The following is a 14571-nucleotide window of genomic DNA, read 5'->3' as shown; positions in this document are numbered from 1 at the left end:
CCGCCGGGTGGAGAACAATCGTTCGGATTCACGAGCATAGCCCGGCCAATCGGATAATGCCGACGACCTCGCGCCGACTCATCCCAATCGCCCAGCCTCTGATCTCCGACGAGGACAAACGCCGAGTCCTCGAAGTCCTGGATTCCGGACATTTCGTCGCCGGACCGCGGGTCGCGGACTTCGAGCAGGCCTTTGCCGCCTACGTGGGAGCCTCCCATGCGGTGGCGGCCAGTTCGGGGACCACGGCGCTCATGGCGGCGCTTCGGGCGGCCGACATCCGGCCGGGAGACCGCGTCATCACGACCGCCTTCTCATACGGCGCGACGGCCGCCACGATCCTGTCGTGCGGGGCGGAACCGGTCTTCGCCGACATCGATCCGCGCACATTCAACCTGGACCCCGAGTCGACCGCGGACGCGCTGGGGCGGACGCCCGGCGCGCGGGGCGTCCTCCTCGTGCACCTGTACGGGCTGCCGTGTGCCATCGACCGGTTTGAGGCGCTGGCGGCCTCCCACGGCCTCACGCTGATCGAGGACGCGGCGCAGGCGCACGGGGCCGCGTTCCGCGGCCGCCGCGCCGGGGCCCTCGGCCGCGCGGCGGCCTTCAGTTTCTATCCGTCAAAGAACATGACCACGGGCGAAGGCGGCATGGCCACGACTTCCGACCCGGACGTGGCCGACCGGGCGCGACTCTTCGTGCGCGGCGGGGAACGCCAGCAGTACCTGTACGAGGCGGAGGGCTACAACTACCGGATGACCGAGATGGCGGCCGCGATCGGCATCGGCCAGTTGAGCCGCCTGGACGGCTGGAACGACCGGCGGCGGCGAAACGCCGCGCGGCTCTCGGACGGGCTCGCCGGCCTCGACTGGCTGCGATGCCCCGTCACGCCCGACGGGTACACGCACGTCTTCCACCAGTACACGGTGCGGGTGGCGCGGGGCCGCGACCGCCTGCGCCGGCACCTCGAGGAAGAAGGGATCGGCTCGCGCGTGTACTACCCGACGCCGATTCATCTGACCCCATTCTACCGGGCGCGCTTCGGTGAAAGCCGGTGTCCCGAGGCGGTCCGGGCGGCCGAGCAGGCGCTGAGCGTCCCGGTCCATCCCGCCGTCACGGACACGGACCTCGAGCGGATCATCGAGGCCGTGCGGCGCTTCGACCCGGGAAAGAGTTCGTCGTGACCGGACCGATCCGCATCGGCGTCGTCGGCCTGGGCCAGTGGGGGCAGCACCACGTCCGCATCTATCATCAATTGCCGGGCGCCATGCTGGCCGGGGTGGTCGACACCGCGGCACGCGAGGCCGCCGGCTTCGCGCGCCGCTACAGCACGACGGGCTTCAGCGACTACCGCGACCTGTTCGGGCGGGTGGACGCGGTCAGCCTCGTCGTCCCAACGGCGCTCCACTACGAGATCGCGCGCGACTTCCTCGAGCACGACATCCACGTGCTGGTCGAAAAGCCGATCACGACCAGTGTGGACGAAGCCGCGGAACTGGTGGAGCTCGCGCAGCGGCGAGGGCTCGTGCTGCTGGTCGGGCACGTGGAGCGGTTCAAACCCGCGGTGCAGCGCCTGCGCGACCTCGTCACCGATCCGCTGTTTGTGCAGGTGCGCCGCGTCCGGCCCTGGAACCCGCGGCGGATCATGGACGTCGGGGTGGTGCTCGACCTCATGATCCACGATCTCGACATCATCCTTCACCTGATGCACGCGCCGGTGTCGCGTGTCAGCGCGGTGGGAGCGGCGATCCACGGCGACGACGAGGATCTCGCGGTCGCCCATCTGACCCTCCGCAACGGGTGTATGGCCAGCTTCGTCGCGAGCCGGGTCTCGCCGGTCAAGGCGGCCGAACTCGAGATCACCCTGCCGGACGGCTTCATCCACCTCAACTACCTCGGTCAGCAGCTCACGGTCCGGCGCGGCGGGGACGAACGGCGGCTCACCGTGCCGGCCGGCGAGCCTCTGCGGGCGGAACTGACGCACTTCATCCAATGCGTCCGCGGCGAAACGGTGCCCCTGGTGTCGGGAGAGGACGGCCTCAGGGCCCTCGAGGTGGCCCTCAAGATTCTTCAGACGATGACGGTGATTACGCCCCGAGTTGCGGTGTAGCGGCTACGTCGGCACCGCGACGCAGGTCACGACCTTCGCCACACCGTCGATCGTTCGGATGTGCGCGTCCACGAGCGTCGAAATCTCCCGCGTGACTTCCGCGTGAATCACGGCCAGCACGTCATAGTCGCCCATCACGGCGTGGGCCTGCGTCACTCCGGGGAGCGCGCGGACCAGACGCGCGACCTCGGCGGGCGTGCCGCGATTGAGATTGATGAGCACGAACGCCGTCTGGGGCATCGCCCGCGTTGATTCGGCGCAGCCGCGGGGGTTCCTATGACGGGTGACGCGACCGGGCGCCCGCTTCCGGTCGGCAAAGTGCCGCCGGACGTGCTCGACGCGCTGGTGTACCGGCATCTCGGCGCGCGGCGCGCCGACGTGCTCGTGCACGCGTCGTTCGGCGAGGACTGCTCGGTCATTGATTTCGGCAGCGGCCTCGCGGCCGTCACCACGGATCCCATCACCGGCGCGGGAGCAGACCTCGGCTGGTACGCGATCCTTATCGGCACCAACGACCTCGCGGCCGCCGGCGCGGAGCCGGTGGCGGTCGTCCTGACGATCCTCCTGTCGCCGGCGCGCGCCGCGGACGACCTCGCCCGGATCATGCGCGACGCCGGCGCGGCGGCGGCCTCGCTCGGCGTCGAAATCGCCGGCGGCCACAGCGAAGTGGTAGGCGGTCTCGCGCGGACGCTCGTGGTCGTCACCGCGCTCGGCCGGGTGATGCGCGACCGGCTGCTCCGAAGCGGGGCGGCGCAGAGCGGCGACGCCCTGTTGCTCACCAAGGCCGCGGGCGTCGAAGGGACGGCGCTCCTCGCGGACCTGCGCCGCGCCGATCTGACCGGGGCCCTCGGCGAGGCCGGCGTCTCCCGGGCCCGGGCATTTCGCGAGCGGCTGAGCGTGCTGCCGGAGGCGCGCGCCGCCGCGGCCGCCGGAGCCCACGCGATGCACGACGTCACGGAGGGCGGCGTACTCGGCGCGGTCTACGAGCTTGCCGCGGCGTCCGGCCTCGGCGTGCTCCTCGACGCCGACCGCGTGCCGGTGCTCCCGGAGACGAGAGCGATCTGCGACGCCCTCGGCGCCGATCCGCTCGCCCTTATCGGCAGCGGGGCCCTGCTGGTGGCGACCCCGCAGCCGGACCGGACGGCCGCGGCAATCGCGGACGCGGGCGTCCCGGCGACGGTCGTCGCCACCCTCGGACCGGGCGACCGACGTGTCCGCCGCGCGGGGCGCGAAGGGCCGCTTGTTCCGCCCGAGCGCGACGAGTTGTGGCGGGTGCTCCGCCAATGACGCGATCCCGCCGCCGTGCGGCGCCGAAGAAGCGGAGGGCGCGTCCGGCGCCGCGGGCCAAGCGAGCCACGACGCCGAAGGCCGCATCCCCCCCAAAGCCCGTCGCGCACGACAGCCCCGGCCCGGGGAAGCCGACCCTGCGGTCGCAGGCGCAGGTCGAGGTCCGGCTGGAGCGCGGCGCCCGCGCGCTCACGGCGACCGAGCAGGCGGCCCGCCTGGCGAGCGCGCAGATGGAGCGCCGGATCGGCCGCCTCCTGTCGCGGCGGGTCAAGTTAAAGTTTCGTTAGGAGGCATCATGCCACAGACGGCTGCGTATCCGCCGATCTTCGACGGTCACAACGATACGATCCTCAGCGTGACGCGGACCGGCCGCTCGTTCTTCGAGCGGTCGGCCGAAGGGCACATCGACCTGCCCCGCGCGCTGGAAGGCCGTCTCGGCGGCGGGTTCTTCGCGATCTACGTCCCGCCGCCCGACACGCAGGCGCCCGCCGGCGGCGTGCCGGCGGGTCCGGACCTCGGGCCCGCGCAGAGCGAGATGCTGTCGATGTTCGGGCGGCTGCTCGAGATCGCGCAGGCGTCGGGCGGCCGGGTCCGAATCGTCCGGACCGCCGGCGAGATTCAGACCTGCCTCGACGGCGGGACGTTTGCGATGCTGCTGCACCTCGAAGGCGCCGAACCGCTGGATCCGGAGGGCCGCGCGCTGGAGGTCTTCTACGCCGCCGGACTCCGGTCGGTCGGCCTCACGCACGCGCGCCGAAACGCGTTCTCCACCGGCGTGCCGACACGCGCCTTCCCGAGCAGCCCCGACCTGGGCCCCGGACTTACGGAGGCGGGCAAGACGCTCGTGCGCCAGCTGAACAAGCGCAAGGTGATGATCGACCTCTCGCACATCAACGAGCGGGGGTTCTGGGACGTCGCGGCGATCACCGACGCGCCGCTGGTCGCGACCCACTCGAACGCCCACGCGCTCTGCCGCAACCCCCGCAACCTCACCGACAAGCAGCTCGACGCGGTACGCGACACCCGCGGCGTCGCGGGGCTCAATTTCGCCGTCGGGTTCCTGCGCGAAGACGGCGCGCGCAACCCCGATACGCCGATCGTCCGAATGGTCGACCACATCGAGTACATGGTGGAACGCATGGGCATCGACCACGTCGCGCTGGGGTCCGACTTCGACGGGACGACCGTGCCGGCGGAGCTGCGGGACGCCGCGGGGCTCCCGCGGCTCGTCGACGCCGTCCGGGCGCGCGGGTATACGGACGGCGATCTCGGGAAGCTGCTGCAGGGCAACTGGGTCCGCGTGCTCCGGGAGACCTGGGGGGCGTGACGCCGCCGCGCGGGGCGTTTGCGTTCGTGGGCCGTGTGATATACTGAAATCGACAATCGAATAGCACGTGGGGGAGCTTGGGACAACCAGGCTGAGAGGATGGCTGCGACCGACCCTGCCATCGACCCCGGAACCTGATCTGGGTAATGCCAGCGGAGGGAAGGTTGTGACGCGCCGCCCGGGGTTCCGGGCCGGCGCGTTGCGTTTTTTTCGGGAGGACGCAGGACAGGGGCCCATGCCGGCAGCGTTGGAGATCAAGGGTCTTCGGAAGCGGTTCCGGCACGACGGCGAGTGGCTGGACGTGCTGGCCGGCGTGTCGCTCGACGTCGGGCCGCGCGAGTTCGTGACGCTGGTCGGTCCGAGCGGCTGCGGCAAGAGCACGATCTGCAACGTCGTGGCCGGCCTCGTCCGCCCGGACGCCGGCACCGTGGCGATCGACGGACAGGTGGCCTACATGCAGCAAAAGGACCTGCTGCTGCCCTGGCGCACCGTGCTCGACAACGCCATCCTCGGGCTCGAGATTCAGGGCGCGCCCCGCGCGGCCGCGCGCGAGGAAGCGCGCGCGATGCTGCGGCGGTTCGGTCTGGAGGGCTTCGAGCGGGCGTACCCCGCGACGCTCTCCGGCGGAATGCGCCAGCGTGTCGCGCTCGTGCGGACGCTGCTGTGCCGGCGGGATTTGCTCGTGCTCGACGAACCGTTCGGCGCGCTCGACGCGATGACCCGCGCGGCGATGCAGGGCTATCTGCTCCGGCTGCGCGAGGAGTTCGGCCGCACGGTCCTCTTCATCACGCACGACGTGGAGGAGGCGGTGCTGCTCTCCGACCGCGTCTATGTGATGGCCGCGCGGCCCGGCCGCATTCGCGCCGAGCGCCGGCTCGATCTGCCGCGGCCCCGGCGTGCCACGGACCCCGGTATCGTCGCGGAGAAGGCGGCGATCCTCGACCTGCTGCACGCCGAGATGTCGGAGGCGTTCGCGTGAGCGTCCTCCGCGCCGCAGGCCCAGAAACGGCCGGAGGTCCGGCACCGGACAGGGCGGGCTCCGCGGCGCCGGGCCCCGCCCGGGCGTCCGGCGGCGCCGCGGCGGGCGCCCGCCTGCGCGCGTACGCGGCACGGATCGTCCCGCCGCTCGTGCTCCTCGCGATCATCCTGACCGCCTGGGAAGCGGCGGTGCGCGTCTTCGATATCCCGTTCTACATCCTGCCGGCCCCGAGCCGGATCGCCGGTGTGCTCGCCGGCGACCGCGCGCTCTTGCTTGGAGAGGCGGCGGTGACGCTCGGCGAAGTCATGCTCGGCTTTGCGATCGCGTTCGTCGTGGGCGTCGTCCTGGCGCTCGCGATCTTCTCGTCCCGGACCGTGGAGCGCGCCGTCTACCCGCTCGTCATCGCGAGCCAGACGGTGCCGGTGTTCGCGATCGCCCCGCTGCTCGTCGTTTGGTTCGGCTACGGCACGCTCTCGAAGATCGTGATGGCCGCCCTCATCGTCTTCTTTCCGATCGTCGTGAACACGGTGGACGGGCTGCGGGCGGCCGATCCCGACATGGTGAACCTGCTCGTCATTCTCGGCGCCGGGCCGGCGGAGATCGTCCGGCGCGTGCGGGTGCCGGCGGCGCTGCCGTTTGTGTTCTCCGGCACGCGCATCGCGATCGCGACCAGCGTGATCGGCGCCGTGATCGGCGAATGGGTCGGGTCCACCCGCGGCCTCGGCTACCTCATGATCCACGCCAACGCGCAGCTGCACGTCGACCTGGTCTTCGCCGTCATCGTCTATCTCAGCGTGATGGCCACCGCGCTGTTCTGGACGGTGTCGTTCGTCGAGTGGACGGCGCTGCCGTGGCGCCGGGCCGAAGCGGCCGCGCAGGCGGAATGGGAGGCCTAGGAGTGCGGATCGGGCGGAGACACCTGGTGGCCGGAGGCGCGGCGGCGGCCCTCGCCGGTGTGCTCGGCGCGGGCGGACGCACCGAGGCGGCCGCGCCGGGCACGCCGCTCACCTTCATGCTGGACTGGTTTCCCAATCCGGACCACGTCCCGCTGTACGCCGCGCTCGGCGCCGGCTACTTCACGCAGGCCGGCCTCATCATCAACCTCCAAGTCCCGGCGAACGCGGACGATCCGCTCAAGCTCGTCGCCGCGCGCAAGGTCGACGTCGCGGTCAACTACGAGTCCGGCGTCATCTTCGCCCGCGCCCAGGGCCTGCCGGTGCGCAGCATCGGCCTCGTCGTCGCGCAGCCGCTGACGACCGTGATGTTCCTGCGGAGCTCGGGGGTCCGCCGGCCACGCGATCTCGCCGGCCGGCGCGTCGGGTTCGCCGTCTCCGGCCTCGAAGACGCGATGATCGACCAGATCCTCCGCTCGGACGGGGTGACGAAGGCCAACGTCACGCTGGTGAACGTCGGCTTCGATATCGTGCCGGCGCTCTTGTCGCGGAAGGTCGACGCCGTGATCGGGGGCTACCGCAACGTGGAGCGCATCCAGATCGAGATGCAGGGGCAAGCCGTCGGCATGTTCGAGCCGGAGCGCTACGGCGTGCCGCCCTTTTACGAGCTCGTCCTGATCGCGGGCGACGCCGCGGTCGGCTCGCGCCGGGACGTCCTGGCGCGATTTGTCCGCGCGGCCGGCCGCGGGCTCGCGCTCACCGTGGCCCATCCCGAGGAGGCGTTCAAGCACTACATCCGCCTCAACCCGAAGCTCGACGATGCGTTCAACCGCCGGTCGTTCGAGGCGACGCTGCCCGCGTACGCCCGCAGCCAGCGCCAGCTTCGCGAACGCTGGGCGGCCTTCAGCGGGTGGATGGCCGCGCAAAAGGTCATTTCCTCCCCCGTGCCGGCGGATCAGTTGTACGCGAATCTCGCGCCGTGACGGCCCGCAAGGACGGCTGGCCCTGGGGGCCGGCGCTGGACGCGGTGCTCGAGCGCCGGCGCGAGGAGCTGTTCGCGCTCACCGAACGCCTCATCGCCTTCGAAACGCCCTGTCCGCCCGGCCGCAACACCGGGCCGATCCAGGAGTTTCTCGCGCAGCGGCTTCGCGCGCTCGACGCGGAGGTCGGCGTCTTTCCGCTGTATCCGGGCGACCCGCAGCTCGTGGCGCGGCTCTCCGGCCGCGGCGGAGGGCGCTCGCTGGTCCTGAACGGCCACGTCGACGTCGCGTCGACGGCCCCGGATGAGCCGTGGACCACGCCGCCGTTCCGGCCGGTCCGCCGGGAGGGCCGGATCTACGGCCGCGGTGCTGCGGACATGAAGGGCGGCATCGCCGCGGCGCTGGTCGCCCTCGAAACGGTTGTCGCGACCCTCGGCCGGCCGCGCGGCGATATCTTCGTCCAATCGGTGACCGGCGAGGAGATGGGGGAGGCGGGGACGCTGACCGCGATCGAGCACACGCCGCGGGCCGATCTCGCCCTCGTGCTGGAGCCGAGCAGCGGCGAAATCTCGCTCGGCCAGGGCGGGGTCGTGACCGGATGGATCACCATCCAGAGTCCGCAGACCTTCCATGACGCGATGCGCCGGCGGATGATTCACGCGGGCGGCGGCGTGTTCGGCGGGAGCGCGATCGAGAAGATGGTGGTCGTGCTGCAGTCGCTGCAGACGCTCGAACGCCACTGGGCCGTCATGAAGTCCCACCCCGGTTTCCCGCCCGGCACGACGACGATCAATCCTGCGGCGATCGAGGGCGGCCGGCATCCGGCGTTCGTCGCCGGCCGCTGCGCCCTGTGGATCACCGTGCATTTCTATCCCGGCGAGACGATGGAGGGGGTGACCCGCGAGATCGAGGCGGCGGTGCGCGCCGCCGCCGCGGCGGACCCGTGGCTGCGGGAGCATCCGCCGGCCTTCCGCTGGGGCGGATCCTCGATGATCGAGGATCGGGGCGAGGTCTTCCCGGCCTTCGAGACGCCGGCGAAGCATCCCGGGGCGTTGGTGGTGGCGCGGGCCCACGCGGATGTCTGCGGCGCCGCCTCAGGCTACCGGACGTCCGGCGGCGTGTGCGATGCGGGCTGGCTCGCCGAGCGCGGGATCCCGGCGGTCGTCTACGGTCCGGGCGGCTGGGGACAGGCGCACGCGGTGGACGAATACGTGGCGCTCGACGATCTGGTGCGCTGCGCCCGGGTGTACGCCCGCGTGATCGCCGGATGGGCGGGCATCGACGAGACATGAGCCTCTTCGCGCGGCTGCAGGAAGACGCGGCGCCGATCCGCGGGCGGATTCTCGCGCACCCGTTCGTGCGCGGCCTCGGCGACGGCACGCTGCCCGGCGATCAGTACCAGTACTATCTCCGGCAAGACTACGTCTTTCTCATCGAGTACTGCCGGGTGCTGGCGCTCGCGTCCGCGCGCGCCGCCGAGGTCGCGGTCGCCGGACGCTTCTCCGACCTGCTCAACCAGACCCTCAACGTGGAGATGGACCTGCACCGGGAGACGTGCTGGTCCTGCGGCATCTCCCCGGAGGCCCTCGAAGACACGCGCCCCGCGCCGACGACGCTCGCGTACACGAACCACCTGCGCCTCGTGGCGGAGACCTCGGAGCTCCCCGCGATCGTGACGGCGATTCTGCCGTGCGCCCACGGCTACTGGGAGATCGCGAGCACCCTGCGCTCGCGCGGACTGCCGCGCGTCCCGGCCTACGAGAACTGGATCAAAGCCTACACGTCCGACGAATACGCCGCGGCGGCCCGCTGGCTCGCCGGGCAGCTGGACCGCCTCGGGGAAGAGATCTCGGCCGAGGGCGAAGCGGCGCTTCGCGAGATTTTCGTGACGAGCGCCCGGTACGAGTACCTGTTCTTCGATATGGCACAGCGAATGGAGGAGTGGCCGATATGACCGATCAGGGTCTGCATCTCCGGCGTCTCATTCTTGCCGCGATGTTCGCGGCCATCGCAACGGTGCTCGGCCCGCTCAGCATCCCGCTGCCGCTCGGGCCGCGCGTCTTCCCGCTGCAGCACACGGTCAACGCCATCGCGGGCGTTCTTCTTGGGCCGTGGTACGCGGCCGGCGCCGCGCTGGTGGCGGCAATATTACGGAACGCGCTGCACACGGGAACCGTCTTCGCATTCCCCGGCAGTCCGTTCGGCGCCATCGTCGTAGGCTACGCCTACCGCTGGCTCCGCAACGACGCGGCGGCGGTGTTTGAGCCGCTCGGAACGGGCCCCATCGGAGCGACCCTGGCCGTTCTCCTGGTCGGGCCGCTCGTCGGCAAACACCCCGCGTTTTGGGCCTTCCAGGTGGCATTCCTGGAAGCCAGCATTCCGGGCGCCATTCTCGGCTACGTGGCGCTGCGCGTGCTGCGGCCCGCGCTGCACATGGCCAAGGTGGACGCGCGGGCGTGATGGACGGCGGCATCGATCCCGCCACGGCAGCCGCGCTGCTGGCGCGCGTGCGGGAAGCGCGGCCGCTCGTCCATCACATCACCAACACCGTCACGCAGAACGACGTCGCCAACGCGACGCTCGCGATCGGCGCCTCGCCGGTGATGGCGCACGCGCCGGAAGAAGTCGAGGCGATGGTGGCGCAGGCGCGGGCGCTCGTCCTGAACGTGGGGACGCTCACCGTCGCCGCGGTGGACGCGATGGTGCGGGCCGCCCGCCGCGCCAACGCCGGGGGGATCCCCGTCGTGCTGGACCCGGTCGGGGTCGGGGCGACGCCTTTCCGCACGGCCCAGGTCGAGCGGCTGCTCGCCGAGGCGCGCGTGGCCTGCGTGCGAGGCAACACCGGCGAGATCGCGGCGCTGGCCGGCCGGCCGGGGATGGTGCGGGGCGTCGACGCCGTGAGCGACGGCGGCGCGGATTCCGCGGACGACCGCGTTCGCCTTGCCTCGGCGTTGGCGGTCCGGCTGCGCTGCGCCGTCGCCGCGACGGCCGAGGTCGACGTGCTGACGGACGGCGCACGCCTCGTGCTCCTCCCGCTCGGACATCCCTGGCTGGGACAGATCACCGGCAGCGGGTGTATGGCCACCGCGTGCATCGGCGCGTTCGCGGCGATCGAGGAGAATGCGCTCGCCGCGGCGGTGGCGGGACTGGCCTGCTTCGAGATCGCCGCGGAGCAGGCCGCGAAGATCGCCTCGGGACCGGGCTCGTTCCGCGTCGCGCTGTTCGACGCGCTGGCGGCCCTGGATCCCGGCACGGTGGCCGCGCGCGGGACGTGGCGCGTCGAGCGTGTCATACCGGCCGGCGGACCCGCTGCCGGCCACGACGACACGAAAGCGGGCCGGGGGAGCCGATCGTGACCGCGCCGGGCGCGGGGCGGCGGACGCTCCGCGGGGATTGGCGCGTGTACGTGATCACGGCCGGATCGTCGCAGGCCCGCGGGCGCTCGCATCTCGAGATCGCCGAGGCCGCGATCCGGGGCGGCGCGACGGCCGTGCAGTTGCGGATGAAGGACGCGCCGGCCGGTACCATCGTCGAGACGGCCCGTCGGATCGGCGCGCGGTGCCGCGAGGCCGGCGTCGCCTTGATCGTCAACGATCGGGTCGACGTCGCCCTCGCGTCCGAGGCGGACGGCGCGCACGTGGGACAGCAGGATCTGCCGGCGGCGGCCGCGCGCGCGCTGCTCGGCGCCTCCCTGTTTCTCGGTGTGTCGGCCGCCACGGCCGACGAGGCGCGCGCGGCCGCGCGAGACGGCGCCGACTATCTCGGCGTGGGCGCGGTGTACGCCACGGCCACGAAGGCGGACGCCGGCGACGCCGTCGGACTCGCGCGGATCCGCGAAGTCGCCGCAGCCAGCGATCTGCCCGTGGTCGGCATCGGCGGGATCACCGTCGGCAACGCGGCGGCGGTCATCCGCGCGGGGGCGGCCGGCGTGGCGGTCATCACGGCGGTGACGATGGCGGAGGACATGGCCGAGGCGACGCGGCTCCTCAGACAGGAGGTCGACCGCGCTCGTGGCGGCACGGCCTGACGGCGGACCGCGCGGGCCCGCGCCCGTCTCGGGGGCCGCGCGCGCGGAGTGGGCGCCGCGCGGACCGGCGCTCGGCGAGTTTGCGCTGATCGAACGGCTTCGGGCGATCGTCCCGGGCGGCGGGGCAGGGGTGATCCTCGGCATCGGCGACGATACCGCGGTGCTGCGACCCGGCGCCACGATCCTCGCGACCTGCGACGCGCAGGTGGAGGGGATCCACTTTACGCGCGAGACGTGCACGCCGGCCGACGTCGGCTGGCGGGCGCTCGCGGTGAACCTCAGCGACGTCGCAGCGATGGGCGGGGTGCCGCGGTACGCCCTCGTCTCGCTGCTGATTCCGGCCTCCGCGGACTCGGCGGCGCTCGAGGACCTGTACGGAGGGATGGCGGAGCTCGCCGGCCTTCACGGCGTCGCCGTGGTCGGCGGCAACGTCTCGGCGACGCCGGGTCCCCTCGCGGTCGACGTCACAGTGCTCGGCGAGGCGGAACACCCGGTGCGGCGGAGCGGCGCCAGGCCGGGCGACGGGATCTGGATCACGGGGCAGACCGGCAAGGCCGCGGCGGGCCGGTTCCTGCTGGAGCGCCGCGACGCCACCGTGCACGGACGTGAGACGCTCGAGGTGGCCTACCGCCGCCCCGTCCCGCGCGTCGCCGCGGGCCGGACGCTCGGCGCGCTTGCGCGTTCGGGACTCGTGACCGCGATGATCGACACGAGCGACGGCACGGCGAGCGATCTGCTGCATCTCGCGGAGGCCTCGCACGTCGGGGTCCTCCTCGGCGCGGGGCGCCTGCCCGTGCCGCGCGGGCTGCCGGAGGCCGCCCGCGCGGCCGGAGTCCCGATGGAGAGTTGGACGCTCGGCGGTGGCGAAGACTACGAACTGCTCTTCGCCGCCGGGGCGGCGTTTGACGGACGGGCGGACGAGATCGCGAAAACCGCGGGCGTCGACATCACGCGGATCGGCGACGTGCTGCCCGACCTCGAGGGCCGGTGGATGGTCACGGCCACCGGAGAACGGCAGCCCCTCCGGGCCGCCGGCTGGGACCACCTCGCGCGCGGGAGCGCGCCGACATAGAGTTAGGAGGACAGGGATGATGCCGATCCCACGCGCGCTCACGATCGCCGGGTCGGACTCCGGCGGCGGGGCGGGCATTCAAGCCGACCTGAAGACGTTCTCCGCTATGGGCGTATTTGGCATGACGGCCGTCACCGCGGTCACCGCCCAGAACACGCGCGACGTCACCGGCATCGCCGAGATCGCGCCGGAGATGGTGGCGCGGCAGATCGACGCGGTCGTGTCTGACATCGGCGTCGACGCCGCCAAAACGGGCATGCTGAGCAGCGCCGCCATCATCGAGGCCGTCGCCGACCGCATCCGGCACCACCGCCTCGAGCGGCTCGTCGTCGATCCGGTGATGATCGCGAAAGGCGGCGCGGCGCTGCTGCGGCCGGAGGCGGTGGACGCCCTTCGGCGCCACATCCTGCCGCTCGCGCTCGTCGTGACGCCGAACCTCCCGGAGGCGGAGGCGCTGTGCGGCGCGACGATCACGACGCCGGCAGAGATGGACGACGCGGCGCGGCGGATCGCCGCGCTGGGCCCGCGGTACGTCGTCGTGAAGGGCGGCCATCTCGAGGGCCCCGCGGTGGACGCCGTCTACGACGGCGACCGCGTCGAACATCTCGAGGCGCCGCGCGTGGCCACGCGGAACACGCACGGCACGGGCTGCGTGTTCTCGGCGGCGATCGCCGCCGGCCTTGCGCGCGGCGAGGACGTGCCGGCGGCGATTCGCGCCGCGAAGATTTTTGTGACCGGCGCGATCGAAGCGGCGCTGGCCCTCGGCGGGGGGCACGGTCCGGTCAATCCGATGCACCGGCAGGAGGCGCATCTTTGGCCCGCGCCGCGGGCTCAGAAGCGGCCGGAGGTCCCGCGTTAGACGGGGCAGGAGGCGCATCTTTAGCCCGCGCCGCAGGCTCAGAGGCGGCCGGAGGTCCCGCGTTAGACGGGGCAGGAGGCCTAGAGCCCGGCCCGCACCAACAGAACATAGGAGGATCTCGCAACATGGGTGACTACATGGTCCGCGCGACCGTGGCCGGCGAGCGTGTCCGGGCGGTCGCGACGGTCACGACGGAAATGGTGGAGGATGCGCGCATCCGGCACGCGACGTCGGCGACCGCGACCGCGGCGCTCGGCCGCACGCTGACCGCCGCGGCCCTGCTGTCGGCGGCCCTCAAGGACGGACAGTCCGTCACGCTGCGCGTGCTCGGCGACGGTCCCGCCGGCGGCATCATCACGCAGGCCGATGCCGGCGGACGGGTGCGCGGCTACCTCATGAACCCGCAGGCGGATCTCCCGCCGACTCCGGCGCGCAAGCTCGACGTCGGCGGGCTCGTCGGGCGCAACGGCACGCTCCACGTCACGCGCGATCTCGGGATGCGGACGCCGTACTACGGCTCGGCGCCGCTCGTCTCAGGCGAGATCGCCGAGGATCTGGCGGCCTATTTCGCGCGGTCCGAGCAGGTCCCGTCCGCGGTCTCGCTGGGCGTGCTCGTGGGACGGGATCTCCGCGTGCTCGCATCCGGCGGCCTGTGCGTGCAGGCGCTGCCCGGGGCGGACCCCGACGTCGTGGCGCGCCTCGAGGAGCGCGTCCGGGCGCTCCCGCCGATCACGGACCTCGTCGCCGCGGGGCAGACGCCGGAGCAGCTGCTCGGGGCGGCGCTCGACGGTTTCGCGGCGGAGCCCCCGAGCGCGGGCCCCGTCACGTTCACGTGCCGGTGCAGCCGGGAGCGGGTGGAGGGGATGCTGAGCGTGCTCGGCGCCGACGAGCTCGAAGCGCTGCTGGCGCAGGAAGGACAGGCTGAGGTGACGTGCCGCTTCTGCGGGGACCGCTACGTGCTGACCGAGGACGAAGTCCGGGCGTTGATCGACGCGCTCCGGCGCGGGACGGGGACCGGCGAAGCGGTCGTCTAGCGGTAC

Annotated in this window: 17 protein-coding genes and 1 riboswitch; of the genes, 16 read left to right on the top strand and 1 reads right to left on the bottom strand. The window is 72.4% G+C overall.

The features are described 5' to 3' along the window. The first annotated feature begins 56 nt into the window (after nt 1-56). A complete protein-coding gene (locus VKT83_08600) occupies nt 57-1181 on the top strand; it encodes a DegT/DnrJ/EryC1/StrS family aminotransferase (protein ID HLY22513.1) in 1125 nt (374 codons plus the stop codon). After that, nucleotides 1178-2107, top strand: coding sequence for a Gfo/Idh/MocA family oxidoreductase (locus tag VKT83_08595; GenBank protein ID HLY22512.1), 930 nt, complete (start codon nt 1178-1180; stop codon nt 2105-2107). Before VKT83_08600 ends, VKT83_08595 begins: the two co-directional genes overlap by 4 nt. Before the next feature lie 3 nt (nt 2108-2110). On the opposite strand, the gene VKT83_08590 is transcribed toward VKT83_08595, so the two are convergent. Beyond that, nucleotides 2111-2347 (bottom strand): Lrp/AsnC ligand binding domain-containing protein, encoded by a 237-nt coding sequence (locus VKT83_08590; protein ID HLY22511.1) that lies wholly within the window; start codon nt 2345-2347, stop codon nt 2111-2113. A gap of 36 nt (nt 2348-2383) precedes the next feature. Here VKT83_08590 and VKT83_08585 point away from each other — a divergent pair, with 36 nt between their 5' ends. The 14 genes from VKT83_08585 (at nt 2384) to hslO (ending at nt 14565) form a co-directional block, all read left to right on the top strand. Next, nucleotides 2384-3394: an AIR synthase family protein gene (locus VKT83_08585; protein ID HLY22510.1), complete on the top strand. Its 1011-nt coding sequence runs from the start codon at nt 2384-2386 to the stop codon at nt 3392-3394. Then, nucleotides 3391-3681 (top strand): hypothetical protein, encoded by a 291-nt coding sequence (locus tag VKT83_08580; GenBank protein HLY22509.1) that lies wholly within the window; start codon nt 3391-3393, stop codon nt 3679-3681. Before VKT83_08585 ends, VKT83_08580 begins: the two co-directional genes overlap by 4 nt. Before the next feature lie 8 nt (nt 3682-3689). Further along, nucleotides 3690-4721 (top strand): dipeptidase, encoded by a 1032-nt coding sequence (locus tag VKT83_08575; protein ID HLY22508.1) that lies wholly within the window; start codon nt 3690-3692, stop codon nt 4719-4721. Nucleotides 4722-4780: 59 nt separating this feature from the next. After that, nucleotides 4781-4899, top strand: a riboswitch (TPP riboswitch). A gap of 57 nt (nt 4900-4956) precedes the next feature. After that, nucleotides 4957-5700: an ABC transporter ATP-binding protein gene (locus tag VKT83_08570; protein ID HLY22507.1), complete on the top strand. Its 744-nt coding sequence runs from the start codon at nt 4957-4959 to the stop codon at nt 5698-5700. Then, the gene (locus VKT83_08565) at nt 5697-6596 is read left to right on the top strand and encodes an ABC transporter permease (GenBank protein HLY22506.1); all 900 of its coding nucleotides are present in this window, start codon (nt 5697-5699) and stop codon (nt 6594-6596) included. The genes VKT83_08570 and VKT83_08565 overlap by 4 nt, the downstream gene beginning before the upstream one ends. A gap of 26 nt (nt 6597-6622) precedes the next feature. Beyond that, entirely contained in the window at nt 6623-7576 is a 954-nt protein-coding gene (locus VKT83_08560; protein ID HLY22505.1) for an ABC transporter substrate-binding protein, read from the top strand. Beyond that, entirely contained in the window at nt 7573-8865 is a 1293-nt protein-coding gene (locus VKT83_08555; GenBank protein ID HLY22504.1) for an acetylornithine deacetylase, read from the top strand. Before VKT83_08560 ends, VKT83_08555 begins: the two co-directional genes overlap by 4 nt. Beyond that, nucleotides 8862-9527 (top strand): thiaminase II, encoded by a 666-nt coding sequence (gene tenA / locus VKT83_08550; protein HLY22503.1) that lies wholly within the window; start codon nt 8862-8864, stop codon nt 9525-9527. The genes VKT83_08555 and tenA overlap by 4 nt, the downstream gene beginning before the upstream one ends. Further along, the gene (gene thiW / locus VKT83_08545) at nt 9524-10033 is read left to right on the top strand and encodes an energy coupling factor transporter S component ThiW (protein HLY22502.1); all 510 of its coding nucleotides are present in this window, start codon (nt 9524-9526) and stop codon (nt 10031-10033) included. Before tenA ends, thiW begins: the two co-directional genes overlap by 4 nt. Then, nucleotides 10033-10929 carry a hydroxyethylthiazole kinase gene (thiM, locus tag VKT83_08540; protein HLY22501.1) on the top strand — a complete coding sequence of 299 codons (897 nt, stop codon included), beginning with the start codon at nt 10033-10035 and terminating at the stop codon, nt 10927-10929. The genes thiW and thiM overlap by 1 nt, the downstream gene beginning before the upstream one ends. Beyond that, nucleotides 10926-11600 (top strand): thiamine phosphate synthase, encoded by a 675-nt coding sequence (gene thiE, locus VKT83_08535; GenBank protein ID HLY22500.1) that lies wholly within the window; start codon nt 10926-10928, stop codon nt 11598-11600. Before thiM ends, thiE begins: the two co-directional genes overlap by 4 nt. Further along, nucleotides 11584-12672 carry a thiamine-phosphate kinase gene (gene thiL, locus VKT83_08530; GenBank protein HLY22499.1) on the top strand — a complete coding sequence of 363 codons (1089 nt, stop codon included), beginning with the start codon at nt 11584-11586 and terminating at the stop codon, nt 12670-12672. The genes thiE and thiL overlap by 17 nt, the downstream gene beginning before the upstream one ends. Nucleotides 12673-12691: 19 nt before the next feature. Further along, complete coding sequence (gene thiD, locus VKT83_08525; protein HLY22498.1) at nt 12692-13531, top strand: bifunctional hydroxymethylpyrimidine kinase/phosphomethylpyrimidine kinase; 840 nt, start codon at nt 12692-12694, stop codon at nt 13529-13531. A 125-nt stretch (nt 13532-13656) separates the two neighbouring features. Beyond that, nucleotides 13657-14565 (top strand): Hsp33 family molecular chaperone HslO, encoded by a 909-nt coding sequence (hslO, locus tag VKT83_08520; GenBank protein HLY22497.1) that lies wholly within the window; start codon nt 13657-13659, stop codon nt 14563-14565. Nucleotides 14566-14571 lie beyond the last annotated feature (6 nt).

The sequence above is a fragment of the bacterium genome, from assembly GCA_035308905.1.
Classification (GTDB): Bacteria; Sysuimicrobiota; Sysuimicrobiia; order Sysuimicrobiales; family Segetimicrobiaceae; genus DASSJF01.
The sequence above is the reverse complement of the archived record's forward strand: the minus strand, read 5'-3'. Positions and strand labels throughout refer to the sequence as shown.

What these genes read in the sequence shown, in the direction of transcription:
- VKT83_08575 (HLY22508.1), top strand. Translation starts at nt 3,690, where the DNA reads ATGCCACAGACGGCTGCGTATCCGCCGATCTTCGACGGTCACAACGAT.
- VKT83_08590 (HLY22511.1), bottom strand. Translation starts at nt 2,347, where the DNA reads ATGCCCCAGACGGCGTTCGTGCTCATCAATCTCAATCGCGGCACGCCC.
- tenA (HLY22503.1), top strand. Translation starts at nt 8,862, where the DNA reads ATGAGCCTCTTCGCGCGGCTGCAGGAAGACGCGGCGCCGATCCGCGGG.
- VKT83_08585 (HLY22510.1), top strand. Translation starts at nt 2,384, where the DNA reads ATGACGGGTGACGCGACCGGGCGCCCGCTTCCGGTCGGCAAAGTGCCG.
- thiD (HLY22498.1), top strand. Translation starts at nt 12,692, where the DNA reads ATGCCGATCCCACGCGCGCTCACGATCGCCGGGTCGGACTCCGGCGGC.
- VKT83_08570 (HLY22507.1), top strand. Translation starts at nt 4,957, where the DNA reads ATGCCGGCAGCGTTGGAGATCAAGGGTCTTCGGAAGCGGTTCCGGCAC.
- thiW (HLY22502.1), top strand. Translation starts at nt 9,524, where the DNA reads ATGACCGATCAGGGTCTGCATCTCCGGCGTCTCATTCTTGCCGCGATG.
- VKT83_08580 (HLY22509.1), top strand. Translation starts at nt 3,391, where the DNA reads ATGACGCGATCCCGCCGCCGTGCGGCGCCGAAGAAGCGGAGGGCGCGT.
- VKT83_08600 (HLY22513.1), top strand. Translation starts at nt 57, where the DNA reads ATGCCGACGACCTCGCGCCGACTCATCCCAATCGCCCAGCCTCTGATC.
- thiM (HLY22501.1), top strand. Translation starts at nt 10,033, where the DNA reads ATGGACGGCGGCATCGATCCCGCCACGGCAGCCGCGCTGCTGGCGCGC.
- hslO (HLY22497.1), top strand. Translation starts at nt 13,657, where the DNA reads ATGGGTGACTACATGGTCCGCGCGACCGTGGCCGGCGAGCGTGTCCGG.